At 43.5% G+C, this 26,548-nt stretch carries 26 protein-coding genes and 1 pseudogene; 15 read left to right on the top strand and 12 right to left on the bottom strand.

The features are described 5' to 3' along the window. The first annotated feature begins 7 nt into the window (after positions 1 to 7). Positions 8 to 760, top strand: a complete 753-nt coding sequence (locus HRU23_12020; GenBank protein ID NRA54863.1) for a methyltransferase domain-containing protein — start codon at positions 8 to 10, stop codon at positions 758 to 760. Positions 761 to 820: 60 nt separating this feature from the next. On the opposite strand, the gene HRU23_12015 is transcribed toward HRU23_12020, so the two are convergent. From HRU23_12015 to HRU23_11995, 5 genes and pseudogenes are all read right to left on the bottom strand, one after another. Further along, positions 821 to 2,809 (bottom strand): DUF3488 domain-containing transglutaminase family protein, encoded by a 1,989-nt coding sequence (locus HRU23_12015; protein ID NRA54862.1) that lies wholly within the window; start codon positions 2,807 to 2,809, stop codon positions 821 to 823. Then, complete coding sequence (locus tag HRU23_12010; GenBank protein NRA54861.1) at positions 2,802 to 3,842, bottom strand: DUF58 domain-containing protein; 1,041 nt, start codon at positions 3,840 to 3,842, stop codon at positions 2,802 to 2,804. Before HRU23_12010 ends, HRU23_12015 begins: the two co-directional genes overlap by 8 nt. An 18-nt stretch (positions 3,843 to 3,860) precedes the next feature. Continuing rightward, positions 3,861 to 4,763 (bottom strand): MoxR family ATPase, encoded by a 903-nt coding sequence (locus tag HRU23_12005; protein ID NRA54860.1) that lies wholly within the window; start codon positions 4,761 to 4,763, stop codon positions 3,861 to 3,863. 248 nt (positions 4,764 to 5,011) lie between these two features. Continuing rightward, a pseudogene (locus tag HRU23_12000) lies at positions 5,012 to 5,801 on the bottom strand (TSUP family transporter). A gap of 60 nt (positions 5,802 to 5,861) precedes the next feature. Then, positions 5,862 to 6,737 carry an NAD(P)-dependent oxidoreductase gene (locus HRU23_11995; protein NRA54859.1) on the bottom strand — a complete coding sequence of 292 codons (876 nt, stop codon included), beginning with the start codon at positions 6,735 to 6,737 and terminating at the stop codon, positions 5,862 to 5,864. Positions 6,738 to 6,932: 195 nt separating this feature from the next. Here HRU23_11995 and HRU23_11990 point away from each other — a divergent pair, with 195 nt between their 5' ends. Next, positions 6,933 to 8,273, top strand: a complete 1,341-nt coding sequence (locus HRU23_11990) for a PLP-dependent aminotransferase family protein (protein NRA54858.1) — start codon at positions 6,933 to 6,935, stop codon at positions 8,271 to 8,273. 58 nt (positions 8,274 to 8,331) lie between these two features. Here the strand turns inward: HRU23_11990 and HRU23_11985 are convergent, their stop codons facing one another. After that, complete coding sequence (locus HRU23_11985; protein ID NRA54857.1) at positions 8,332 to 8,511, bottom strand: helix-turn-helix transcriptional regulator; 180 nt, start codon at positions 8,509 to 8,511, stop codon at positions 8,332 to 8,334. A gap of 191 nt (positions 8,512 to 8,702) precedes the next feature. Here HRU23_11985 and HRU23_11980 point away from each other — a divergent pair, with 191 nt between their 5' ends. Both HRU23_11980 and HRU23_11975 read left to right on the top strand, forming a co-directional pair. Next, a complete protein-coding gene (locus HRU23_11980) occupies positions 8,703 to 9,212 on the top strand; it encodes an SRPBCC domain-containing protein (GenBank protein NRA54856.1) in 510 nt (169 codons plus the stop codon). Positions 9,213 to 9,299: 87 nt separating this feature from the next. After that, positions 9,300 to 10,202 carry a LysR family transcriptional regulator gene (locus HRU23_11975; GenBank protein ID NRA54855.1) on the top strand — a complete coding sequence of 301 codons (903 nt, stop codon included), beginning with the start codon at positions 9,300 to 9,302 and terminating at the stop codon, positions 10,200 to 10,202. Between the two features lie 156 nt (positions 10,203 to 10,358). On the opposite strand, the gene rluB is transcribed toward HRU23_11975, so the two are convergent. From rluB to HRU23_11950, 5 genes are all read right to left on the bottom strand, one after another. Beyond that, the gene (gene rluB / locus HRU23_11970; GenBank protein NRA54854.1) at positions 10,359 to 11,303 is read right to left on the bottom strand and encodes a 23S rRNA pseudouridine(2605) synthase RluB; all 945 of its coding nucleotides are present in this window, start codon (positions 11,301 to 11,303) and stop codon (positions 10,359 to 10,361) included. Next, positions 11,300 to 11,890, bottom strand: coding sequence for an SMC-Scp complex subunit ScpB (scpB, locus tag HRU23_11965; protein NRA54853.1), 591 nt, complete (start codon positions 11,888 to 11,890; stop codon positions 11,300 to 11,302). Before scpB ends, rluB begins: the two co-directional genes overlap by 4 nt. After that, entirely contained in the window at positions 11,871 to 12,689 is an 819-nt protein-coding gene (locus HRU23_11960; GenBank protein ID NRA54852.1) for a segregation/condensation protein A, read from the bottom strand. The genes scpB and HRU23_11960 overlap by 20 nt, the downstream gene beginning before the upstream one ends. A gap of 104 nt (positions 12,690 to 12,793) precedes the next feature. After that, positions 12,794 to 13,414 carry a threonylcarbamoyl-AMP synthase gene (locus tag HRU23_11955; protein ID NRA54851.1) on the bottom strand — a complete coding sequence of 207 codons (621 nt, stop codon included), beginning with the start codon at positions 13,412 to 13,414 and terminating at the stop codon, positions 12,794 to 12,796. Between the two features lie 84 nt (positions 13,415 to 13,498). Further along, positions 13,499 to 14,332 carry a PHP domain-containing protein gene (locus tag HRU23_11950; GenBank protein NRA54850.1) on the bottom strand — a complete coding sequence of 278 codons (834 nt, stop codon included), beginning with the start codon at positions 14,330 to 14,332 and terminating at the stop codon, positions 13,499 to 13,501. 371 nt (positions 14,333 to 14,703) lie between these two features. On the opposite strand from HRU23_11950, the gene HRU23_11945 reads away from it, so the two are divergent. The 11 genes from HRU23_11945 (at position 14,704) to HRU23_11895 (ending at position 25,074) form a co-directional block, all read left to right on the top strand. Continuing rightward, positions 14,704 to 16,224, top strand: coding sequence for an anthranilate synthase component 1 (locus HRU23_11945; protein ID NRA54849.1), 1,521 nt, complete (start codon positions 14,704 to 14,706; stop codon positions 16,222 to 16,224). Beyond that, positions 16,217 to 16,840, top strand: a complete 624-nt coding sequence (locus tag HRU23_11940) for an aminodeoxychorismate/anthranilate synthase component II (GenBank protein ID NRA54848.1) — start codon at positions 16,217 to 16,219, stop codon at positions 16,838 to 16,840. The genes HRU23_11945 and HRU23_11940 overlap by 8 nt, the downstream gene beginning before the upstream one ends. Next, on the top strand, positions 16,840 to 17,853 hold the full coding sequence (gene trpD / locus HRU23_11935; GenBank protein NRA54847.1) for an anthranilate phosphoribosyltransferase: 1,014 nt from the start codon (positions 16,840 to 16,842) through the stop codon (positions 17,851 to 17,853). Before HRU23_11940 ends, trpD begins: the two co-directional genes overlap by 1 nt. After that, the gene (gene trpCF, locus HRU23_11930) at positions 17,854 to 19,305 is read left to right on the top strand and encodes a bifunctional indole-3-glycerol-phosphate synthase TrpC/phosphoribosylanthranilate isomerase TrpF (GenBank protein NRA54846.1); all 1,452 of its coding nucleotides are present in this window, start codon (positions 17,854 to 17,856) and stop codon (positions 19,303 to 19,305) included. Positions 19,306 to 19,320: 15 nt separating this feature from the next. Continuing rightward, positions 19,321 to 20,529, top strand: coding sequence for a tryptophan synthase subunit beta (gene trpB / locus HRU23_11925; GenBank protein ID NRA54845.1), 1,209 nt, complete (start codon positions 19,321 to 19,323; stop codon positions 20,527 to 20,529). Between the two features lies 1 nt (position 20,530). After that, positions 20,531 to 21,340: a tryptophan synthase subunit alpha gene (gene trpA, locus HRU23_11920; protein NRA54844.1), complete on the top strand. Its 810-nt coding sequence runs from the start codon at positions 20,531 to 20,533 to the stop codon at positions 21,338 to 21,340. A 120-nt stretch (positions 21,341 to 21,460) separates the two neighbouring features. After that, the gene (locus HRU23_11915) at positions 21,461 to 22,003 is read left to right on the top strand and encodes a septation protein A (GenBank protein ID NRA54843.1); all 543 of its coding nucleotides are present in this window, start codon (positions 21,461 to 21,463) and stop codon (positions 22,001 to 22,003) included. A gap of 4 nt (positions 22,004 to 22,007) precedes the next feature. After that, complete coding sequence (locus tag HRU23_11910; protein ID NRA54842.1) at positions 22,008 to 22,307, top strand: YciI family protein; 300 nt, start codon at positions 22,008 to 22,010, stop codon at positions 22,305 to 22,307. Between the two features lie 38 nt (positions 22,308 to 22,345). Continuing rightward, positions 22,346 to 23,614, top strand: coding sequence for a DUF3391 domain-containing protein (locus HRU23_11905; GenBank protein NRA54841.1), 1,269 nt, complete (start codon positions 22,346 to 22,348; stop codon positions 23,612 to 23,614). A gap of 53 nt (positions 23,615 to 23,667) precedes the next feature. Beyond that, the gene (xthA, locus tag HRU23_11900; protein NRA54840.1) at positions 23,668 to 24,477 is read left to right on the top strand and encodes an exodeoxyribonuclease III; all 810 of its coding nucleotides are present in this window, start codon (positions 23,668 to 23,670) and stop codon (positions 24,475 to 24,477) included. Positions 24,478 to 24,561: 84 nt separating this feature from the next. Next, the gene (locus tag HRU23_11895) at positions 24,562 to 25,074 is read left to right on the top strand and encodes an N-acetyltransferase family protein (protein ID NRA54839.1); all 513 of its coding nucleotides are present in this window, start codon (positions 24,562 to 24,564) and stop codon (positions 25,072 to 25,074) included. 86 nt (positions 25,075 to 25,160) lie between these two features. Here the strand turns inward: HRU23_11895 and HRU23_11890 are convergent, their stop codons facing one another. Next, a complete protein-coding gene (locus HRU23_11890; protein ID NRA54838.1) occupies positions 25,161 to 26,066 on the bottom strand; it encodes a hypothetical protein in 906 nt (301 codons plus the stop codon). Positions 26,067 to 26,548 lie beyond the last annotated feature (482 nt).

The raw sequence follows: 26,548 nt of genomic DNA, 5'->3' as shown, positions 1-26,548 counted from the left end.
CCTACTAATGAAACATTATAAGGAAATATTTGATGCCAGAGGACATGACTACAATAGCGCTTCGCTTATTTCTCCCCAAGCTAGATTGGGCGAAATAGACCAATTACTGTCATTAGTTGAAATTAATAATCAAATGACAATCGTTGATATTCCTGCTGGCGGTGGCGTTGTTGCCTCAAGAATACAAGCACTGCAGCGCCCTTATAAAAAGCTTTATTGTGTCGAGCCTTCACAATCTTTTGCCGCGACCATTCCAGCTGATTTTAGCGTGCTAAACAGTCCAATTGATAACACACAACTACAACACAGCAGCTGTGACTTAATTTTAAGTCTAGCTGGGCTACACCATTGTTGCAATCGAGTGGATATTTATCACCATTGGTATCAACGACTAAAGTCAGCAGGCCAATTAGCGGTTGCCGATGTCAGAGCCGACACCCCTACCGCACAATTTTTAAATGGCTTTGTTAATCAAAATAATAGCCAAGGCCATCAAGGTGATTTTATTAGTGATAAAGAGTTTCAAGATTCGTTAACCGATGTTGGTTTTTGTGTCGAGTCAAATCAACTAGTTGATGTTCCATGGCATTTTGATAACTTGAATCAACTTGGTCAATTTTGCCAGCTGCTGTTTGGGATCGACCAAGCGTCGATACCTCAAATAATTGATGCTGTCGCCGATATTGTTGGTATTAGCGAAACCAAAGAACAAATATCAATAAACTGGCAACTTCAATATGCCTATGCACTAAAGCGATAACCAAGCGACAATAGTAACAAAGCGGCTTAGCCAATTTTCTCGCGGCTGTGATCCCAGATTTTAAATTTTCTTAACTATTTGGCGCAATAGTCTATTTAATTGCTGCACGTCTTGCTTTGTTACCGGCGTTTTAGAGCCGTATGTTATGTCATTATAGTAATGGGTAAACGCACGAATTTCATCGCTGACAACCGGATATTTAGCCACCACAAGCTGGCAATATTGATTAGGGCTCATATGTATTGCCCGAATAACATCGTGTCGCTCTAATTGCTTTACCATGGTTAAATAAACACGGTCAAAGCGCTGTTGTGGCGTTAATCGGCGGAACTTAAAACCACTTTGCCACCATAACAACAAAGCAATACCAAGTAACAAACTGATGGTAAACGTAATTATTTTAAAACTGCTCAGCTTACCTAACAACATTTCTAATAATTTTTGCTGCTTCTCGTTGTTATATTCAACCACCCAGCGGCTCCAGTAAAATTCAACATTTGCCAAAGACAACCGCAAGCTATTGATCCAAGGGACTTCTTTATAACGTACTAAGCTAAACCTGTTACCCCCAAAAAAAGGCTGGTTTTGTTGATTTTCTAAGGTTGAGACAATTCGCTTAGCATCAATACTGGCAGTGGGATCAACGCGTAGCCAGCCCAAACCGGCAATCCAAATTTCATTCCATGCGTGGGCATCATATTGATAAACATTAAGGTAACCAATTTCTTCATTCCATTCTCCACCGAGGTACCCAGTAACAACCCGCGATGGAATGCCGGCATATCGCATAATTAATGAAAAAGCACTGGCATAATGAGAGCAAAACCCTTGCCGAGTATTAAACATAAAATCATCGACACTGTCCTCTCCTAATAAGGGCGGGTTAAGGGTGTAATAAAAGGGTTGTTGGTTAAAGTATTTCAACACAAACTCGGCAAACTGGTGATCATCGCTAATTTTAGCGCGCCACTCTTTTACCCAGCGCTTCGTTTGCTGATTGCTATCGGCAGGCAGTTGCAAGTTCTGTTGCTGCTGTTTTTTCGATAACGATAGTTTTCTGGCTAAGTTAGGATAACTCGTGACACGATAAGCGGTGGTCGAGGCTACTGGCATTGCATATTTTAAGGTTAAATCAGCCAGCTGTTTTACGTCGCTGTCGGTACTGGTGGCAATATTAAGCCCAAACAACCAAGGCTGATTACTCGATTTGGCAATGACCTTATAACTAAGACTCGGTTCATTTGATAAATCAGGCCAAGTAATGTCATTTTCATAAGGTCGCCAGCGTGAAGGTGTGACTCGTTGCTGCCATTGCCGACCGTCGAATTGATCTAATACCAATGCGCGCCAATATCGCTGCTTAACGGGCACAACATCATCATCAAAAATCACACTAAATGCCAGCGCATCACTGCCACGAAGTTGCGCAATGTCGCCAGGCGATAAATTGTCAGACAGCCCAGTTGTCGCACCGCTGGCAAACGACATCGACCACAACGGCCCTAGCTGCGGCATAATTAAAAACAAACTCACAGTTAACGGCAATGACAACGCGCCAATTTTGAAGGCTGTTTTAAGCTGGCCAAACCAAGCGACATCAGGTGCATTGAGCGCCACCAAAATACTAAGCTGCAACACAATAGATCCGGCAACGACTAAGGTGGTTAGTAGGCTTTCTTTATAAATAAATACAATAGCGATGGTAATAAACCCCAGCATGACCAGCACTAATACGTCTCGTTTTTTATTTAACTCAATAAATTTCAAACCATAAGCAAGCAGTAACAAATTGACCATGTTTTCCATCATGCCACTGTTTAAGCTTGAAATGATTAACATAACAATTGCTGCAAAGGTCAGGGATTTTTGTCCAACTTGATTAAATACGCTAACTTTGCCTATCACATAAAACCAGCGCCAACCGATCACCAGCCCGCTCAATGGCAAGATCCACCAGGGAATATATTCTATCAGCAGCATGATATTGATGAAGTAAGCAGCAATCATCCATATCACAATGTGACGACTAACCAGCCAATCGCTATTCATGGCCGCCACCATAGTTAGCCAATAAGGTTAATGCCGCATGGCGATGCAAATTACCTTGATCGACCGGTAGCACTTGATGCTTTAACCGCAAACCAAATGGCTGGTTTTTACTTGAGAAATGATTCACTAAATAAGCCAAATGGCTTAAGCTCTGTTCAATATCAACGGCTTCAATATCGTTAATATCTAGCCACTGAGGCTCGCCTAACGTTTGCTCAAACTGCTTAGTTAACATGCCCTTGCCCTGCGCCAACTGTTTCCAAGCGACCCGCTTTAACGATTCACCTGCGCGAAAGGGTTCTAAGCCAGAAAAACTATCACCACTGACCGTTCGTCGCGATGTATACGCGCCATTGCCTTGTTCAATCGCAGTGAGCTTTTCGACATAAGGAACAGATGCAGGGAACACGACAATGTCTTGTTCAAATTCTAAATTTGTCCATGCTCTAAATAACCCAAGCGGATATTCACTGGCGATTATTAACCGCGGCAATCTGTTGGTTCCTCGCTGACGCTGATTTAATGTTAGCGCGACGTCTCTTTGCCCGGGCAGCGAACTCACATCGGCCACAGGTTCATCACGATAATTGAGCCTTAATCCCTGTTTAGTATCATCACTGCTTAACTGGCATTGCATGCTAATTAATTGGTCTGCAACATATTCACGATGGGCTTTAGGCCGAATTAAAATGCCTGCCATGTTCTGATAACACAGCAACATGGTGGTTATAAAGAGTGAAAAACAAAAGTAGCTTAAAATGATCACCAAATTATTTTGATAATTTACCCCAAGCACAAATAACAAAATAATTAATATGCTAAAGCCACCACCAAATTTACTCGGAAAAATGAAAATATTGCGTCGGTGTAACCGAACTTCATCAAGCACTGGCATGGTACGTTTAAGCCAGCTTATCCACTGCTTTTGAAAAAAACGCTGCAAAGGTCTTTGCAAAAATCCTTGAGCAGACTTTTGCAATGGCCCTTGAGTCTGATTTTTCAAATGACGCTTAAAATAATTTCTAAATTGCATTTTCATAACCTGCTTAGCCTAAGCCAATGGGTTAACGCTGTGAAGTAATTGCTCACTTAAACTTTGCGAGTGACCATGGTTTCCACCACGTAATCTGTGTTCACAAACACTCGGTAACACCGCCTGCACATCTTCGGGCAATACATAATCACGCCCTTCAATAAAGGCCCATGCTTTGCTCGCTGCTAACAAGGCGCGAGTCGCACGTGGAGACAGCGCTTGCACATATTGATTGTTACGACGTGTTTCGCCGACCAAACGAAGAATGTAATCAATAACCGCTTCTGACGCTGCTACTTGCTGCGCTTGTTGTTGAATGCTAACCAATGAATTTAAATCAATAACTGGTGATTGCTGTTTAACGGTCGTTGTTTGTTGCAACATCGCTTTTTCAGCTTCTACCTCAGGAAAACCGATGGTAACGCGCATTAAGAAACGATCGAGTTGTGAGTCAGGCAACTCAAAGGTGCCTGAATGCTCCGTCGGGTTTTGAGTCGCAATCACGAAAAATGGCTGGGGCAACTCATACGTTTTACCGTCGATGCTCACTTGCCCTTCGGCCATCGCTTCTAACAAAGCACTTTGGGTTTTAGGACTCGCACGGTTTATTTCATCACCTAATACTAACTGGCTAAATACAGGCCCTTTGTGAAAAGTAAACTCCTGAGATTCTTGATTAAAAATAGACACGCCTAATAAATCGGCCGGCAACATATCGCTGGTAAATTGCACCCGCTGATAAGACAACCCCAAACTTTGCGCTAGGCTATTGGCTAGCGTGGTTTTACCGACTCCGGGCACATCTTCAAGCAATAAATGACCACGCGCAATTAAACAACAGAGCGACAGCTGAATCTGGACCTCTTTGCCTAATAAAATTTGGCTCACCTGCGTCATAATAGGCTTAATAATTGGATTCATTTATATCTCGACAATATTGCATTATTTATAGTTCTATCTTAACGAATATTTAAGGACTCTCAAGTCATTTGCAGCGCTAAAAGTTGCAACTTGAGATTTATAATGAAGGGGGAAGGTTGCTGCAACATGTTCTAATTTAGTGCTTTAGTTTATAGCTTTAATTTAATACTGATGAACTACCAATATTTTAACGCTCGCCTAAGCACGCCTTTAGTAAGCGTTTTAAGCGAGCAATAACGCGCTATTGGTTAAGCAATTAAAAACTTATAACCGAGCGAGCACATCAATAAACCAAGCGACAAAGATATCGTGCGTTGAATCAGCTTAGAGCCATATTTTAACGCCGACGCACTGCCAAAGTGGTTGCCAACCAAATTCATTAACGCTAACGGGATAGCTAACAGATACAACACATTGCCAGCAATCATAAAGGCAATAAGCGCACCAATGTTTGAAGCAAAGTTAAACAGCTTTGAGGTTGCAGAAGCCTCAACCAGATCAAACCGTAGCAAATAGTGCAACGTTAAAACCAAAAAACTGCCGGTGCCAGGCCCAAAGAAACCATCGTAAAACCCGATCACTAATACCGCAGCAGGTACCCCAAACAAGATAACTGTTTTACTGACTTTATCACGGTCGCCCTGCGCTCGACTTTGCTTAGGAATAAACGACAGCACAATGCCAATGGGCAGCATCGCCAAAATAATTTTGCCAATGGTATCGGGATCAAAATATAAAATCGCTTCGGCGCCAATATATACCCGTGACCATTGGAAATGCGGGAATACCGGTTGCGACAGCTGTCCACACCACTCGCTTATGGCGAACAAAGTTCCTAATTGCGGCAAGTGTACCTAAAGTACTCACTATTTTCTCTTGCCCCAGCGCAACTTGCGGCGGCAACCCAGCCAGAATAAACGACGGCACTAAAATTAGCCCGCCACCGCCAGCCACGCTGTCAATAAACCCTGCCGCGAACGCTGAAACCATCAATGCTAACAGCACCCAAAACGTAATATCACTTGCTAACCATTGCATCTTTAACCCCTATTTTTATTGGCTGTTATTTATGTGCGCTTGTCCGTGTGCTCTTATCCATTAGCTATTTTCGCTGGCCTTAATCAATACCGAGGTGTCCATGCGCCCACAGCCTTGCGTTTGCAAAGTGGCATATTCACTATCAACTTGCTGGGTTAATGGCAGTGCCAAACCATGCTTAGTCGCTTCACTTAGGCATATGCCCAAATCTTTACGCATCCAATCTATGGCAAAACCAAAGTCAAACTCGCCCTGTGACATTGTCAAAGCACGATTTTCCATTTGCCATGATCCAGCCGCGCCATGTTTAAGCACATCAACAACTTGCTCAATGTCTAAGTTCGATTGTTTAGCCAATAACACCGCTTCGCTTAAGCCCTTTAAAATGCCTGCGATACAAATTTGATTAACCATCTTGCAGCGCTGGCCTTGACCATGGCCTCCAAGTAAAGTTGCCTGTTTAGCATAGGTATTAATAACACCGGAAACGCTGTTAAAAATGTCAGCCTCACCGCCACACATAATGGTTAAAGCACCATTTTGAGCACCCGCTTGGCCGCCAGAAACTGGCGCATCAATAAAGTGAACGCCTTTGTCTGCACAAGCTATTGCCAATTCTTCGGCTAGATCTGCTGAGGTCGTTGTGTGGTCTATTAACACGGCACCGGGTTTCATTGCCCCAAGCACTCCATTTTCACCATAAACGACACTGCGCACGTCTTGATCGTTGCCAACACAAATGGCCACCAGATCTGCGCCCTGCGCTGCTTGGTTTGGCGTCGGTTTAAATGTGCCAACATGCTCAGCTGTCCACTGTTGTGATTTAGTTACCGTGCGGTTGTATACCGTGGTATTGAATCCTGCACTGGCTAAATGCCCCGCCATTGGATAACCCATGACACCCAAGCCGATAAACGCAACGTTTGTTATTTCCATGATTTATTTCCTCTTTATGTTTTGAACTAACTTAATCGATCTTAATGACATATGTCAATGTCTATTTATCAAAACAATTGATTCCTTTTTAAATCGGATTAAACTAGCTCAAAGTCAAATAATTCAACATAAGTCAAAATCGGTCACGCTTAGTGACAATTGATATGGCTAAATAAAGACATTAGGAAAGATAAAGTGAGCGACGTTAAATTCAGTAAAATTGCGCAAATCATTGAGCAGCGGATTGATCAAGGCAAATACCCATTGCAATCCAAACTGCCAACTCATCGATTACTTGCCACTGAATTAGACACAACGCCAGCGACTATCGCCAAAGCCTATAAATTATTAGCTGACAAGGGACGACTTGAGTCATTTGTTGGCCGCGGCACCTTTGTGTGTGACCAAGCTAATTTAAATCAGGCCATTCAGGCACCGGAAGAACACGACAACTTTAACTTTTCAATTCTTCAGCCGTGTTTATACAAAAATGTGCAGGGACTGCAACAGGCTTATCAAGCTGCGGCTAATCAACTGACCGCACAAATGATTGGATATACCGAACATTCAGGCCACGAAGTTCATCGCCAAAGTGGGGTTACTTGGGCTAAGCACTTTGGCTTAACCGGTGGCGATACTAGCAATACCCTGTTGACCAACGGCGCTCAACACGCACTGTCACTGCTTATAAACGCCTTGACCCAACCCGGAGACACCATTGCGGTAGAAGCGTTAACCTATCCGGGTATTTTGGCCATTGCCAGTATGTCAGGACGTAATGTGGTTGGTGTTGCTATGGATAAACAGGGCATGGACCCGCAAGCATTGGATCAGGTTATTACCCAGCATCAGCCTAAATTAGTGGTTGTGATCCCATCGCACCAAAACCCTACGGGCATTACCATGCCATTACAGCGCCGCCGCGAAATAGCAGACATTATCAACCAGCGAGAAATTTGGCTGATTGAAGACGATATTTATGGTTTCCTAAACCAACAACCTATTGCTGCGATTAGTAATTTTATTCCTGAATTAGCCTTTCATGTATCGGCGCTGTCAAAAGCGCTGAGCCCAGCAATGCGTTGCGGTTATATTAAAGCGCCAGCGAGTCAGGTTGCGCTGCTAAATGCTCATATTCGCGCCAACATTTGGTTGTCATCGCCAATCAACTACCTTGCAGCGACCCAGTTAATTGTCTCGGGACAAGCCTTTGTAATGGCTGATGTTCAGCGTCAAACAGCTGTTGAACGCCAAGCCTTGGCTCGAAAAATATTGCCACAAATAGCCTGCGACTCAACGGGATATCACCTTTGGCTGCCGCTTCCGGCTCATTGGAAACCAGAGCGCTTAATCATAGAAGCAAAAAATCGTGGCATAATTGTTAGCAGTGGCAGTTACTTTGATGTGTCAGGCAATGAGGCCGCGCATATTCGACTTTCACTGATGTCGATCAGCACCGAGCAACGCCTAGAACAAGGCCTCATTTTATTAAAAGAATTGCTGGCGGAACCGGCCAATGCGCCATTTCCGTTTTAATACTTAGCCTAAATACTTAGCTTAATTTTCTTAGCTTAATTCGCTTAATTTAATCGCCTTAAGATTTTATATCACGCCGTGGTGGCGCACCAAACATGCGGCTATATTCACGACTAAACTGAGAGGCACTTTCGTAACCCACTTTATAACCGGCGGTTGCTGCGTCGAACTTGTCTGTTAGCATAAAACGCTTGGCTTCATTTAATCGTATTTTCTTTTGGTACTGCAAATATCCCAAATTCTAGAGGGCAAACTTAATTGTTCCTAAACATTCGTGCTCAGCAGTAATCATTAACCCTCTCAGATATAAGTATACCTAATATGGATTATCCTTATTGCTGATTGAAGTAATAACATAAAATATCCGAAGATAGCCTCATTAATTAAACAGCTTGTTTTTACGACAACATTATCCGAGGAAATATATTTATGAGCGATATCATTTGGCCTGAAAATTTTGTACCTGGCTTTACCGATAACTACTGTTCTAATGAAGTGATCGTTGAGGGATTATCAACTGAAGATATTTGGCCGCTACTGAACACGCCATCGCTTTGGCCAACCTATTACGCTAACTCAGCTAATGCTCGATTCTATAATGATCAAGGCCCTGCGTTAGAAAATAATGTCCGTTTCTATTTTGAAACCTTTGGGTTCCCAGTTGAATCTCAATGTGTCGAACATATAGCGCCAGTCAAAGGGCAAGCTGCTCGTATAGCATGGCACGGCTGGACAGGTGAAGGTGAAACTCGGTTAGATGTGCATCACGCATGGTTGATCGAAGATCTTTCTAATAACCGCGTTAGGATCCTAACTCAAGAAACACAAAACGGTGCCCCTGCCAAAGAGCTGGCAGTAACAAAGCCAAACCCAATGATAAATGGTCATCAAGAGTGGTTAGATGGCTTAGTTGATGCCGCACGCAAAGCACTTGTCTAGCTAAAGATAAAAGCCGTTTTGTGCCAAATAAAAAACAGTTTTTACTCTATAATCAACACAATCAGTTATCAATAATTGCACTAACTTATGGCAAACCTAAAAAATCTCGATCTGAATCTTCTTAGGGTATTCGATACCTTAATGGACGAAAAAAATGTCTCAAGAGCTGCCGAAAAACTGGCGGTGAGTCAACCGGCCGTTAGTGGAATGCTGACACGAATGCGCCATAGCCTAGGCGATCAGCTTTTTGTACGCAGTCAGCATGGGGTTATTCCAACCACTCGGGCTAATGAACTAGCAGCACCTATTAAGAAGTTACTTCAAGAGCTCGACAGAGTTTTAGAGCCCACTCTATTTATTCCCGAATCAGCTGAGCTAACACTGTCGATTGCAGCGACTGATTATTCGTTAAAAGCCATCATTGAACCTCTGTTAATTCAATTAAGGTTACAAGCACCGAATATCAAAGTGTCCATTCGTTGGATTGATGAAGATAAGTTATTTGATCAAATGGAACGCGGAATTGTAGACATTGCATTATCGACCCCCAATGTGTGTCCTGAAAATTTACGAGCCAAGAAATTATTTGATGAATCTTATGTCTGTGTGTTGCGAAATGGACACCCACTTTGTAATGAGAACGCACTAAGCATTGAACAGTTTTGTAGTATTGACCACGCTATCGTGTCATATGTTGGCGGCGCATTTGAAGGGGTTACTGATAATGTTCTTAATTCTCTGGGCAAACAACGACGCGTGGTATTGTCCGTGCCCAGTTTTTTATCCTTGGTCGATATATTAACAAGCAGTGATCTCTGCGCTGTAGTACCCAAACGACTAATAAAAAATACACAAGGTTTAACCACCATGAGCTTACCCTTTGAGGTTCCCGGGTTTACAAAAATAATGGCATGGCATGAACGGACTCACGACAGTGATGCTCACCGCTGGATCCGCGAACTAATCTTTGAAATTTCTAATCGGGTATAAAGCCACATCATTAAGTTAGATGGCCCGAATTCAATATGCAGTGCACCACAAACCACTTCCAAACCACTTGCTAACACCCAATAAAAAAGCCGCTATCAACATGACTAGCGGCTTTTTAATAATGTCAGAACTAACGTTACATTAGCTCAATGGCTATTAATCGCGAATTCTGCGTTTTTGCGTCGACTTTTTCTTACTAGGGAATCGTTTAGGACTGCCAGTACTAGCGCGAGCACTTTTCTTACGGCCGCCACTTTCATCGGCTTTTTTCTTTTGAATCGTTGCATGACGACGAACCGCACGACGGATCCGAGCTGACTTATTACGATGCTCTTCACGAACCGCTAGGAATGAAACTGTTTCTTCTTCCAGGCCGACCATTTTACGCAGGTAATTAACCGGGATTAATTCAAGTTCCTGCCAACCGCCACGCGGTAAGCTTTTCTCTAACGCGATGTCACCATAACGAACACGGATTAATCGGCTAACTTGAACTTCTTGCGATTCCCACATCCGGCGCACTTCACGGTTACGTCCTTCAGCTAAGGTCACATGGTACCAAGAGTTAACACCCTCACCACCTGAAGCTTTCACTTTAGAAAAACTGGCCACGCCGTCTTCCAAAGTAACGCCAGAACGTAAGTTTTGAATCACTTTGTCGGTCACTTCGCCAAAAGTTCGTACCGCATATTCACGTTCAACTTCGTGTGACGGATGCATTAAACGATTAGCCAATTCACCATCATTGGTAAATAACAATAAACCTGAGGTATTGATATCAAGACGACCAATTGCAACCCAACGACCATCTTTAATCTTAGGTAAACGATCAAACACAGTTTCGCGACCTTGCGGATCAACCCGAGTACACATTTCGCCTTCTTGCTTATGATAAGCAATTACTCGGCACACTTGCTCGCTTGATTTGACGATATCAATTTTAATGCCGTCGACACGTACTGCGTCAGTTGCCTCAACGCGGCAACCAAGACCCACGATATCGCCATTAACACTAACTCGACCGTCGTTAATCCATTTTTCCAGCTCACGGCGGGAACCTTGCCCAGCGCGGGCTAATACTTTTTGTAACTTTTCACTCATGGTGATACCTGTTGTTGCTCGAAGTCGCTAATTGCCGCTTCGAGTTGATTGTCTGACAACACCGGCAACTGAGCCAGTTTATCAAGACCAAAATAATCTAAAAATTGATTGGTGGTGCCATAAATTGATGGCTTACCGGGCACTTCTTTGTGCCCAACCACCTTGACCCATTGCCGCTCAATAAGGGTTTTCATAATCTGACTACTTACTGCGACACCACGTAATTGTTCTATTTCACCACGGGTTATCGGTTGTCTGTAAGCAACTAGTGCCAATGTTTCTAGCAGTGCTCGCGAATAACGCGGCGCTTTTTCTTGCCATAAAATGGCTAAACTGGCGCTAAGTTCAGGACGGGTGACAAATTGATAACCGCTAGCAGTGGCTAGCAATACAATTCCGCGATCCTGATATTCAGTTTGCAACTGCGCTATTGTATCAGTTATTTGCCGCGAGCTAATATCAGTATCTGCCAATATTGTTTGTTTTATTCGTGCAACGCTAATTGGTTTGCTGACCGAGAAAATCGCAGCTTCAATCAGTGCTTTAATATTACTTGCACTATTAGGTTCAGTCTTGGTTGTTATCATTTCGTTTAAACACTATTAATTGGTTAGGCTCGGTGGTTTCTCGCCAAGATATTAAACGCTCTTTAGCCAACTCCAGCACCGCAATAAATGACACGACCACGCCACTGCGTCCTTCACTTAATTCAAATAATTGCTCAAATGGCAAAAACTCAACCTGGTTTAATTGCGCTAATATTTGGGTCATCCGTGCTCGGGTCGATAATTTTTCGCGCTCGACCTTATGGTGAGTTTGGCTATCCACTCTTTTTAACACCGCGCTATAAGCGGCAAACAGTTGGCCTAACTCGACCTCAGCTGGCAATACCACTGGCGCTAAATTATCGGCCAATGCGACTTGCGCTTGCTGATAATCACGATCGCTGCGAGGCAGTAAATCAAGATCTAATGCCGCTTGTTTATAACGCTCATATTCTTTTAAATGTTCAACTAAGGCTAAACGTGGATCTTGTTCTTCTTCGTCGTCGTATGTTTCTTGCTTAACAGGCAATAACATGCGTGATTTAATCTCGGCCAAGATCGCCGCCATCAATAAATATTCCGCCGCTAAATCTAAATCGAGATCATTGATTACCTCGATATATTCCATATATTGTTCGGTAATTTCAAAAATGGGTAAATCGATAATATCGAATTTATGTTTACGAATTAAATACAATAATAGATCTAGCGGTCCTTCAAAAGCTTGCAAGAATACTTGCAATGCATCAGGAGGAATAAACAAATCACTGGGTTGTTTGACAAAGGGCAGCCCTGCAACCATCGCAATTGGCTCAGGGGCTAGTTCGACGTCTATCGTCATTATAACGGTATAACCTTAAAACAAAAAAATACAAAGAGAATAAAAGGGCTGAAATTGCAGCCAGTTTCACATTACAACGAATTTCATACCACAATTAGTGAATGTTATTCGAATGGGGCCACGTCGCCACTACCGACCCGAATAATAGAAAAATCACCGTCAGACATATCGACGACTGTTGTTGGGTGTTCACCAAGGTGGCCACCGTTGATGATTAGCTCAACGTGTTTTTCAAGCTTGTCTCTAATATCTTCCGGATCTGACTCGGTCATTACCGAGCCGGGCAAAATAAGTGAGGTCGACAAAATTGGCTCGGCTAATTTTTCGAGCAACGCCAAAGCAATAATGTTGTTGGGGATCCGAATGCCAATGGTTTTTCTTTTGGCATTTTGAACCCGTTTTGGCACTTCTTTGGTCGCCCTAAAAACAAAGGTATAAGCACCAGGGGTATTATTGCGCAGCGCTCTAAAACACTGATTATCAAACCGAACATAATTTGATATTTGCGATAAATCACTGCACATCAGGGTAAAATTGTGTTCTTTACTGATGTCTCTAATCCGGCATATTTTATCAAACGCACTTTTGTTGTCGAGTTGACAGCCAATTGCATAACCTGAATCGGTCGGATAAATCACCACACCGCCATCACTGATGATCTTAGCCGCCTGGTCGATTAATCGAGCCTGGGGATTATCGGGGTGGACATAAAAAAACTGACTCATACGAACTCCAATTTATTAAGGTGATTTACGCGAATAACGATGGTAATAATAGCTCAAACAAGATGTTATTTATAATAATTGGTATTACGACCAACTTTCCCACACGCCAGTAACATCTTTAGGTAAATACAAATTGCGCCCCAACTCTATCCAACTGGCTGGAAAATGAAAATCGCTGCCTTGCGACGCCAGTAAATCATATTCAAGACAATATTGCCCCAATTGACTGCGTTGTTGCGCGGCTAATTGGCAACCGGCAACTTCTATCGCGTGGCCACCAGCGGCTTTAAAGTCAACAATCACACGCCGTAACCATTTACCCGAGAGTTTATAACCCATTGGGTGAGCCAGTACCGCCTGGCCGCCACTTTTTGTAATCACTTCAATGGCTGAGGCCATTGAAGGCCACGGACTTGGTACATAACCTGCCTGACCGCGCGCTAACAATTTTTTAAACGCGCTGGCATTGTCTTTTACGATACCCGCCTGGATTAAATAACGCGCAACGTGTGAGCGAGTAATTTGAGCGTCGCCCGCAATGGCTTTAGCGCCTTCGTAAACATCAGGAATTTGTTTAGCCTTTAATAAACGAGCAGCGATGTCACGCGCCCGTTGTTCACGAATTTCGTCTTGCTCAAGCAAGTAAGCTGTTAACAACGGCGATTTCGGATCAAAATTTAAACCAACAATGTGAATATCTTTGTTTTGCCAACAGGTCGAAATTTCAACACCTGAAATTAATTGCAGATCTAAATTGTTATCAGTTATTTCTTTTTGTAATAACGCCAGTCCGCCAATCGAGTCATGATCCGTTAACGCCAGCATGCCAACACCACGCTCAACAGCCCTGTTTGCAACGGCTTGCGGCGACAATACGCCATCAGATATGGTGCTATGGCAATGTAAATCAACAATCATTTTTGACCCAACTTATTCAAAATTTTAACCTTATGTAAATAGAGACTTGACTTTTATAACGAAAAGTTATCTTCTATAGGCACAAACAACAAACATCTTGTCACTTTTGGTTAAATAACCAGCAGAAGACAGTCCGAACAACAACTAAATTATAAGATACAGGTATTATGCAACAAAATAACAGCTTACGTCTTACTAAATTTTGGTGGTGGCACTTGCAAGCGATGCGGGCAGTGTGATTTGTTGTAAATAATACAAACTAAGAAACACAAAAACCCGCTAAGTCTAGCGGGTTTTTTTGTGTTCGAAATAAACGACATGGCGCGACAAATTTAATTAAAGCGTGCCTGTTTAAAGGGTGAATTAAACCGATGATAAAAAATCAATTAATTAGTACTAATTGTCGCTATTGCGCCAGCCCAACCGAGCTGTTTGGTCAATTGACCAAAAATAGTCACAATGTAGTGCTGCTTGAGTCGGCTGAAATCGACAGCAAAAACAGCTTAAAGAGCCTGATGGTTATCGACAGTGCCTTAAAACTAACGTGTCACGGTCGTGATGTGGTGATTGATGTTTTAAATGATAATGGCCGAGCGTTAATCGCACCATTAAGCAATCACTTTGCCAGTGTCATCACCAATCAAACACCCGAGCAACTAACATTAAGTTATCCGCTGCCACCGCACCAGCTTGACGAAGACGAACGCTTAAAAGCGCCATCGCCTTTTACTGCGCTGCGTGAGTTGTTTCAGTTAATCGAGAACGATCAAGTACTCGCGGGTACGTTTGCCTACGACATGATTGCCAGCATCGAGCAATTGCCCGAAGTTAAAAATGGCGATAATCATTGTCCCGATTTTGTGTTTTACCTGAGCCAAAGTTTATTAGTGTTAGATCACCAAAGTCAGCAAGCCACATTAACCACCCAAGTTTATGCTGACGAGTTGCTCACCTCAATAACAGCCAGCCACCAGCAGTTTGCATTGCAAATTGATCAATTTAAGAACTTTGATCACTGTGGCCAACCAATTACTACGCCAGTTGAAGTTAACATAAGCGATAATGAGTTTAGCCAACAGGTAATTGAGCTTAAAGAACAGATCGTGCAAGGTAATATTTTTCAGGTGGTGCCATCACGCGCATTTACGCTGCCCTGCCCTAATCCGTTAGCCGCTTATAACCAGCTTAAGATAACAAACCCGTCGCCTTATATGTTTTACGTTAAAGACAGCGAGTTCGTGCTATTTGGCGCGTCGCCAGAAAGTGCGCTTAAGTATGAAAAAGCCAGCAACCTAGTGGAAGTTTACCCAATTGCCGGCACCAGACGCCGCGGGTTAAATCACGACGGTTCAATTAATGATGATTTAGACGGCCGAATTGAACTTGATTTACGCCTCGACAAAAAAGAATTAGCCGAACATATTATGTTGGTTGATTTAGCCCGTAATGATGTCGCGCGTATTTCAGAACCAGGAACCCGTAAAGTTGCCGAGTTACTAAAAGTAGACCGTTATTCTCATGTAATGCACTTAGTGTCTCGGGTTACCGGTAAACTACGTGACGATCTTGATGCACTGCATGCTTACCAAGCGTGCATGAACATGGGCACCTTGGTTGGCGCGCCAAAAATTAAAGCCGCAAACCTTATTCGTCAAACAGAACAACAACGCCGTGGCAGTTACGGTGGCGCCGTCGGCTATCTCAATAGTGCCGGCGACATGGACAGCTGTATTATTATTCGTTCGGCCTTTGTCAGCAATGGCAAAGCCATTATTCAAGCCGGCGCAGGCGTGGTGTTTGATTCAGATCCACAAGCCGAAACCGACGAAACACGCAGTAAAGCTCAAGCTGTGATCACCGCTATTTCTCTTGCTGGAGGCATCAATGAGTAATTTAACCAACTGCCGAGTTTTTTTACTCGATAACTTCGACTCATTCACTTACAACCTCGTTGACCAATTTAGAGTCATGGGCGCGCAGGTGACGATATATCGCAACGATATTGACCCGCAATTTATTATTGAACAAATGGCTAACAGCGATCTGCCGCCAGTGCTGGTACTATCTCCGGGCCCGGGCGCACCATCGCAAGCAGGCTGCTTGGTCGAACTAATTAAGTTATCGATTGATAAAGTGCCAATGCTTGGGATTTGTCTTGGTCATCAGGCAATTATCGAAGCCTTTGGTGGTAAAATCGGGCTGGCACCGCAAACCGTTCATGGCAAAGCGTCACTGATAAGCCACGACAATAGCGCGCCGTTTGAAGGCTTGGCTAATCCAATGCCAGTAGCAAGATACCATTCGTTAATGGCCCACAGTGTGCCAGCAACGCTCGATGCAATTGCTCATGTCGACGACATTGTGATGGCGGTGGCCAACAAAACCAAAACGATTATTGGTTTTCAGTTCCACCCTGAGTCGATTTTAACCCCGCTCGGTGAAACGCTATTATCTCAATCTCTCAATATGTTGTGTCAAACTCAACTAACTCTAAAGGATTGCACATGATTCACGCTTGTTTGGAAAAACTTTATCAGGGCCAGTCACTGACCTTAGAGCAATCACAACAGTTATTTAATCAAATTATTAGTGGCGATGTTGAACCTATTTTATTAAGTGCTTTGTTAACCGCATTAAAGATTAAAGGCGAAAGCCCGCAAGAAATTGCAGGCGCTGCGCTAGCACTAAAATCACAAGCATTAGCCTTCCCTAGCCCTGATTATCCATTTTTGGACAGTTGCGGTACCGGCGGTGATGGTGCCAACACCATTAATATTTCGACTGCTAGTGCTTTTGTTGCAGCAGCCTGCGGCGTAAAAGTAGCCAAACACGGTAATCGCAGTGTTTCGTCTAAATCAGGCTCGGCCGATTTACTCGAAGCGCTTGGCATTAAGCTTGATCTTAGCCCTGAGCGCAGCCGCCAGTGTCTAGATGAGATTGGTTTGTGTTTCTTATTTGCGGTGCAATATCACCAAGGTGTGCGCTTTGCTGTGCCAGTGCGCCAGAGTTTAAAAACTCGAACGATATTTAATGTGCTTGGTCCATTGATTAATCCTGCGTCGCCAAAAACACAGCTGATGGGGGTATACGACAAGGCCTTATTAGAGCCTATCGCCCAAACGCTCAAGCTCGTTGGTGTTGAGCGCGCATTAGTGGTTAACGGTTCAGGTCTCGATGAAATAGCCATTCATGGCCCAACCGATGTTGCTGAGTTAAAAGATGGTAAAATTACCACCTATCAAATTACGCCAGAGCAAATGGGCATTAAAACTTACCCGCTAGCCGCATTAGAAGGTGGCGATGCTAAGCACAATGCAATACTGATCACGGCATTACTTAAAGGCCAAGGCCAAGAAGCTCATCAAGCGGCCGTAGCTGTTAATGTTGCTGCTACCTTATTATTAAGTGATAAAGTTGATTCATTAGCTGCGGGTGTTACGCTGGCAAATGAAGTGATCAACAGTGGTAAACCTTTCGATATTGTCCAGCAGTTAGCGCAAGCAAGTAGCGAGGTCTTATAAATGACTACAATTGAACAGAACCCGATTGAGATCAATACAAAAAATGGCCCAGTGAGCGGCACAAAACTCACTGGCACCGTATTAGATCAAATAGTTGCAACGAAACCGCAACAGATTGCCGAGCTTAAGCTTAAGTATCCTGAAGCTGAAATTCTCAGCGAGTTAGCACCCTCTAACCGCAGTTTGTTTGATGCGTTGCGCCAAGGCCCAGCGAGCTACATTCTCGAATGTAAAAAAGCCTCGCCGTCGAAAGGCCTGATCCGCGCCGATTTTGACTTGCCACTAATTACTGACGGCTACCGAGCGCATGCCAGCGCCATTTCGGTATTAACCGACGAGCTATATTTTCAAGGCAACTTTGAATATGTAAAACAGGTTCGCTCGATGTTAGAACAGCCAATTATTTGTAAAGACTTCTTTGTCGATGCTTACCAAATTTACCTCGCACGTTACATGGGCGCCGATGCCATTTTACTGATGTTGTCAGTGCTTGATGACGCGCAGTATATAGCGTTAGCCAAGGTTGCTGCTCAATATTCAATGGATGTGTTAACCGAAATAAGCAACCAAGCAGAACTCGAACGCGCGATATTACTTGACGCAAAAATTATTGGCATTAACAACCGCGATTTACGCGACTTGTCGATTAACCTTAATACCACCAAGATCTTAGCGCCTAAAATACCGCAAGATCGGGTGATTATTTCTGAGTCGGGCATTAACGACCACCAGCAAATTTTAGCACTGGCTCCTTTTGTTGATGGTTTCTTGGTTGGCAGTTCATTGATGGCTCAAGCTGATATCGATTTGGCTTGCCGCAAATTAATTTATGGCAACACCAAAGTATGTGGCCTAACAACGCCTGAACAAGCACAAGTTGTTGCCAGCGCAGGTGCTATTTACGGTGGTCTTATTTTCGCTAAAAAGTCACCGCGTTATGTTGAGTTGGCTCAAGCGAAAATCATCAGTGAGAGCGCCGCCTTGAATTTCATTGGCGTATTCGTCAATGAAGAAGTTGCGACGGTGGTGCAATACGCCAATGAACTTAACTTAAGCGTAATTCAATTGCACGGCAACGAAGCGTCTGATTACATTGCCGACTTGCGTCAGCAATTAAATGCTAACTGCCAAATTTGGCTCGCGGTACGCAGTGACCAACTCGGCGAAATAGTCAGTGATGACAATATCGACCGACTGCTAATCGACAGCGCAGTCACCAATGCTCACAGTACTCAATTTGGTGGCACCGGCCACACGTTTGACTGGGAACAAGTGCCACAACAGATTAGAGCTAAAGCAATGCTGGCCGGCGGTTTATCACCAGCCAATATAAAAACAGCGGCCAACAGCGGCTATTACGGTCTCGATGTTAACTCAGGGGTTGAATCGAGCCCTGGGGTTAAAGACAGCGATAAGATCAACGAATTAATGTCCACGATTAGAAATTACTAAATTTAGGAACACAAAATGACAAAACTTTCTCCCTACTTCGGCGATTTTGGTGGCATGTTTGTCCCAGAAATTTTGGTGCCAGCCTTAGAACAATTAGAGCAGGCCTTTATTGAGAGCCAAACCGATCCTGATTTTCAGCAAGAATTCGGTGATTTATTACAAAATTATGCCGGTCGCCCAACCGCACTGACTTTGTGTCGTAATTTTAGCCCTAACCCTTTAGTAAAAATTTACTTAAAGCGTGAAGATCTGTTGCACGGCGGCGCCCACAAAACCAACCAGGTATTGGGTCAGGCCTTACTGGCCAAACGTATGGGTAAAACAGAAATTATAGCCGAGACTGGCGCGGGTCAACACGGCGTAGCAACTGCATTGGCTTGTGCCCTGCTTGGCTTAAAAGCACGCATTTACATGGGCGCGAAAGATTGTGAGCGTCAGCAACCCAATGTATTTAGAATGAAGCTAATGGGCGCAGAAGTGATCCCAGTTACAGCAGGCTCAGGTACGCTTAAAGATGCTGTTAACGAAGCACTGCGTGATTGGTCTGCAACTTATGAAGAGGCACATTACCTGCTCGGTACAGCCGCTGGGCCACATCCGTTCCCAACCATGGTTCGTGAATTTCAAAAAATGATCGGCGAAGAAGCGAAAAAGCAATTTTTCGCGGCCGAAGGTGGCTTGCCTGATGTTGTTATTGCCTGTGTTGGCGGTGGTTCAAACGCGATTGGCATGTTTAACGATTTCCTTAAAGAAAGCGATGTTAAGCTGATTGGCGTTGAACCTGCTGGTTTAGGCGTTGATACAGGCCATCACGGCGCAACGATTGGCCAAGGGCGTAAAGGTATTATTCACGGTACGCACACGTATTTGATGCAAGATCAACACGGCCAAATTGAAGAGTCTTACTCGGTTTCTGCTGGTTTAGATTACCCAGGAGTTGGCCCTCAGCATGCGTATTTAGCGCAAACTGGCCGCGCCCAGTACGTTTCAGTGACCGACGACCAGGCCCTAACTGCCTTTAAACAGTTGGCCAGTTGTGAAGGTATTATCCCTGCGTTAGAGTCGTCTCACGCGCTTGCCTATGCTTATCAAATGGCGCAACAGGCTGATAAACCAATGACACTATTAGTCAATTTATCTGGCCGTGGTGATAAAGATTTAGCCCACGTCACCAAGATTTTCGAACAACAAGACGCGGCCAAAAACGCGCAAGGGGATGCTTAACATGACCACCAGATATCAAGATTTATTTAATCAACTTGCGACCAAAAACGAAGGCGCATTTGTACCCTTTGTCTGTATTGGCGATCCAAACGCTGAGCAAAGCCTAGCGATTATCGATACCTTAATTGACGCTGGTGCCGATGCGCTAGAGTTAGGCATTCCGTTTTCTGATCCTAGTGCTGACGGCCCAACCATTCAAGCGGCAGCTGAGCGAGCGCTCGCCAGCGGCGTTACTCCGCCAATTTGTTTTGAGCTATTAGCCAAAATTCGTCAAAAGCACCCAACCGTGCCAATCGGCCTATTGTTATACGCTAACCTCGTGGTATCAAACGGCATTGAAAGCTTTTACCAGCAATGTCATCAAGCTGGGGTTGATTCGGTGTTAGTGGCGGACGTGCCACTGCGTGAAGCTAAGCCGTTTATCGCCGCCGCAAATAAGGCTGGGGTTCAAGCTATTTTCATTGCGCCGCCTAATGGCTCTGATGCCACCTTAGAGCAAGTAGCTGCGAACACCCAAGGTTATACTTACCTGCTAAGCCGCGCTGGTGTTACGGGTACCGAAACCAAAGTGCAAATGCCAGTAAACCACCTTATTGAACGATTAAAACAGTTAAATTCGGCGCCGTTGTTATTAGGCTTTGGCATTTCGACCCCTGCAGATGTTAAATCAGGCCTGCTTGCTGGTGCCGACGGCATCATTAGCGGCTCAGCTGTGGTTAAAATTATTGAACAAAACTTAAACAAACCACAACAGCAACTGTCTGAGCTTCATCAATTTATTAGCTCAATGAAGGCCGCAACCAAAATTTAATTTTCGTTAATTAAATCATCAGAGCTGTCATTTAGTAATGGCATCTCTGGTGTGGTTGTTTTAACATAACTGAAACTATTAGACCGTTCCGGCCAGTTATTTTTTTTCATTTGGTATTTTATGAAGCAATTAATCGATTTCCTGCCCCTACTTTCGTTTTTAATCACTTATTATCTGTTTGACGTTTATATTGCGACCGGTACGTTAATTACCGCGACCATTTTACAGATTGCCCTACTGCAAATTTTATATAAAAAAGTCGAAAAGATGCATTGGCTAACCTTAGGCATGATCGTTGTCTTTGGCGGACTAACGCTCTATTTCCACGACGATGCCTTTATCAAGTGGAAAGTCACTATTATCTACAGCTTATTTGCGGTACTGCTTGCGGGTTATCAGTGGTTAGGCCAGCCTATTCCACAGAAAATGCTCGGCAAAGACATAGAAGCACCAGACCATGTATGGCGCAATATTAACATTGGTTGGATTATTGCCTGTGGCTCTGCGGCATTATTGAATTATTTCATTGCCTTTAATTTTGACTTAGACATTTGGATTAATTTCAAAGTCTTTGGCCTAACAGCTATTACCTTGGTATTGTTTGTAATTACAGGCGCTTACCTATATAAATACTTTCCAGAACAAAGCAACGAGGAGAAATAATCCCATGTGGTACATGATTTACGCAGAAGATGTCGCAAACAGTTTAGAAAAACGCCTAGCAGCACGCCCTGATCATTTAGCGCGCCTTACCCAGTTGCAACAACAAGGTCGCTTATTGGTTGCTGGCCCGACTCCCGCGATCGACAGTGAAGATCCTGGCGCGGCCGGATTTAGTGGCTCATTAGTGATTGCCGAATTTGACTCGCTTATTGACGCGCAAGCATGGGCCGATGTTGATCCTTACGTAGCAGCAGGTGTTTACGCCAAGGTTACGGTTAAACCCTACAAAAAAGTATTGCCTTAACGACTTGCTACTCAATTAATTAGTGTTGAACCAAATCCATGTTATCAGATCACAAACGGATAAAATTAGCCATTGAGCGGCTCCAGCCCGGCATCTACATTGAGATGCCTGTGGCTTGGAATGATCATCCGTTTATGTTTAATCAGTTTAAGATAAGCTCAATCAAGCAAATAGATTTACTGCGTAAAGTAAATATTATGCATGTGTGGGCCATCCCAACAAAAAGCTCAGCCAAGCCACTACCCGAGTCTGCCGCCACACCTGAAGATGATTTAGTGATGGCAAATGATCAGGAATTAGACGCTGAACTAACGGCAATGAACGAGCAAAAAAGCCAACAAATTGAACAAATGCAAGCATATCGCCGGGCCATAAAAAAATGTGAGTCCGACTATCATATTGCTTTGAGTAAAGTACGCGCGTTAACCCACAAAGTTCAATCTAGACCATTACAAGCAATGATTGAGGCAACCGAAGTCATTCATTCAATGAGTGATGCGCTATTGGTTAAAGATAATATTGTGCTGCACCTCGTTGACGACGACAGAGACGATTCACAAATGCAGCAACACGCCATTTGTGTCTCGATGCTAGCAATGATGATTGCCAAACAATTAGGTCTAGAGCAGAGCGAACTGATTGAACTGGGCATAGCCGGTTTATTACACGACATTGGTAAGTTGAAAATTCCCCAGCAGTTTTTTACTGGCACTGATATTACGCCCAGTAAACGTAAATTCGTGATAGAAAAACACCCGAGTTATTCGGTGGATTATCTTAATTTATCACCTGATATATCTGACACCGTTAAAAAAATCGTGGTGGAGCATCATGAGTTTGCTAATGGCACCGGTTATCCGACAGGTAAAACTATTAGCCAACTGCACCCGTTATCTTTAATTGTCTCGCTGGTCAATTTCTATGAGTCGTTGTGTCATCCGAGCGCGCCAGGCACTAAGGCTCGCAGTCGAGCGCAAGCAATTGCTTTTATCTTTAAAAATAAAGCGAAATTGTTCGATCAAACCCAGCTAAATGCCTTTATAAAAACCATGGGCATTTACCCGCCGGGCACATTTGTGCAGTTATCAAGCGAGCAGTATGGCATTGTGATCACAGCCGACAGTAATCGTTTGTTATTTCCGAATGTTTTAATTTATGATCCAGATGTGCCACGCAATGAAGCGGCCATTATTAATACCAAACAAGAATCGATTAAGATCGACAAAGTGCTGGCACCGACCAGCATGCCGCAAGAAATTGCACAATATCTTAATCCGCGTGAAAGTATAAACTTTTACTTAGGTTGATCAGCTAAAATAGCAGCTGACCGCAAAAACATAAGCCAATAGAGCAAATTATCATGAAAGTAATCTCATTTAATATCAATGGACTTCGTGCCCGCCTGCATCAATTACAAGCGATGATCGACAAACACCAGCCAGACGTAATCGGCCTGCAAGAAATTAAAGTTGATAATCCGCAGTTTCCGCTAGAAGCCGTAGAAGCAATGGGTTACAAGGTATTTTACCACGGCCAAAAAGGCCACTATGGCGTCGCCTTAATGACCAATTTGGCCGTTGAAGACGTGCAATACGGTTTTGAAACTGACGAAGAAGATGCCCAGCGCCGAATGATTATGGCCACAGTAACCAGCACCTCGGGTCAAAAAGTTCGCGTGTTAAATGGTTACTTTCCACAAGGTGAAAATCGTACGCACGAAACCAAATTTCCTGCCAAAGAAAAGTTTTATCAAGATTTACAGCAATACCTTGAAACTAACCACACCAATGACGAAAACGTTATTGTGATGGGTGACATTAATATCTCGCCAGCCGAAAAAGACATTGGCATTGGTGCAGACAACGCCAAGCGATGGTTAAAAACCCAAAAGTGTAGCTTCCTACCAGAAGAGCGCGAGTGGTTAGCGACGCTGCAAGGTTGGGGACTTGATGATACATTCCGTTTAATTCATCCTGAACGCACCGAATGTTACAGCTGGTTCGATTACCGCTCTCGTGGCTTTGACGATAACCGCGGCCTACGCATTGACGTTATTTTAGCGACGCCAAATTTAAGCCAGTATTGCGTCGAGTCAGATGTTGATTACGAATTACGAGCGATTGAAAAGCCCTCTGATCACGCGCCAATTTGGTCTACTTTCGAGTTTTAATCTCACTACGCTGGCCTAACAACTCATTGCTTTGTTTAATTTAGCTTTGTTTTGTTTAGGTCAGCTCTTTATTAGGGCTAATTGATGATTACCATCCGCCTCGCAATACCCAACGACTTAGTCCAAATTAATCACATCTACAATCACTACATTGCTGATACCGCCATCACGTTCGATATTAACCCATGGTCGCTCGAGCAACGTCAACACTGGTATCAACAACTGATTAGCAATGAGCGCTATAGAGTATTTGTTGCCTTAGACCCACAAGGGCATATCGTTGGTTTTGCCTATAATAGCGCTTACCTGAGCAAAGCTGCTTTTGTTGATTCTACCGAACTAACGGTTTATACCGCGCCACAGAACACCATAAAAGGGTGTGGTCGCTTACTTTATCAAAAGCTACTCACTCACCTTAAAGAACACAGCTTCCATCGCGCTTATGCTTTAATCACCCTGCCCAACCCACGCTCGTTGCGCTTGCATCAGCAATTTGGTTTTGAGCAAGTAGGCAAAATGAGCCAAGTCGGTGTTAAGTTTAATCAACGTCACGACGTTGCCTTGCTTGAATTAGCCTGTGAGCAATCTATAGGCTAGTGTTTAGGAACAATAAGGTTCGCCCGATTGAAATTGGAACAAGCAGATATCGTCTCTAGTTGAATTGGCTGTCCGTTTCTTCCTTTTTAAGTTAGTTTTGAAATTTCATCATAAGTTTTCATAAATGATTCTTTCTTGGTATCTGTGAACTCTAGATTATTATACGCACTTTCAGATATTTGTAGAGTATTGTACGTGCTTCTACCGAGGACGTTTTGTTTAGCTAGTTCATCATCAAAGCTTTCATAACGCTCTTTAGCTTTGTGCATTTTGTCGGTTTGGCTAGTGACAAAATCTTCAAAGGTTGATCCGTTAAGTAATAAATGACTCTCTGCGTAGGTAGGCCCTTCGCCTTCAGAAAATTGTTCAACAGAAACCTGTTCGCCAAATAGCCCCTCCAGCTTCTCAACAAAAGTTGAAAAATCACCACCTGATTCAGCAATAAGCTGATCAGTGATTGTGTGTGACATTCTGCCGTCTGAATCTAAAAACTTCTCAAGTGCCGCCTTTTGTGGGGAATTGTCACCTGCATTATCGTATAAGTCTTTAGCAATTTCAGCTAGCTCGAAATTAGTCGGAGCGTCTGAAGTAAAAGGTCTAGATATTTGACCCCAAGTAGTTTCTAGTGAGACAAAATTTCCTCCGACAGAAACTGTAGATAGGGTTATATGTTCATCGGCATGGCCGAGCATGCTGTCGGCATAACTCTCAATATTTCGATCCGTCAATTCGTAACTTTGTATTGTATGACGTTCTTTTCTGGCATCGATTAAAGATGTCTTCTTCTCATCTATACTCACAGAAGCAGACTCTTTACCGTAGTAGCCGTTGGTTCTGTAACTGCTAAGAGGTGGACCATTCGGATTCACATTATCAAAGGCAGTACCTGTATAAGGAGTCGCTTCAAGAGTTTCACCCCGATTAATTTTTAATATGGAATCATCAGATAATTGATGATGCGCATATGCATTAGTCGTCGAATTTATTTGCATGCCGATTTCCCTTTTTATACCTGCAACTGATATAGCAAACTTTATGCCACAAGTGATTTAAAAAAAGACAATGTGTAACCTTATTTCCGCAAGCCCAGAGGTTTTGTATAGCACCTTGATGGATGACCTAATATGACTTAGGGGCAGTTCACCTTACCGCACAATTATTCATTAAATTTTAATAAATTATTGGACGCGTAAGTTTTAGTGGCAATGTATTGCCTATTAAATCGGCAAGTAATGGGGGGTTTAAAAAGACACTCAAGTAATTTATTTGTTGCCTTAGACCCGTAAGGGCAAATTGTTGGTTTTGCATATAATAGCGCTTACCAGAGCAAAGCCGCTTTTGTTGATTCAACCGAACTAACGGTTATACCGCGCCACCGAATACCATTAAAGGGTTTATCGCTTACTTTATCAAAAGCTACTCACTCACCTTAAAGAACACAGCTTCCATCGCGCTTATGCTTTAATCACCCTGC

It is taken from the genome of Gammaproteobacteria bacterium (genome assembly GCA_013214945.1).
Lineage (GTDB): Bacteria > Pseudomonadota > Gammaproteobacteria > Enterobacterales > Psychrobiaceae > Psychrobium.
The sequence above is the reverse complement of the archived record's forward strand: the minus strand, read 5'-3'. Positions and strand labels throughout refer to the sequence as shown.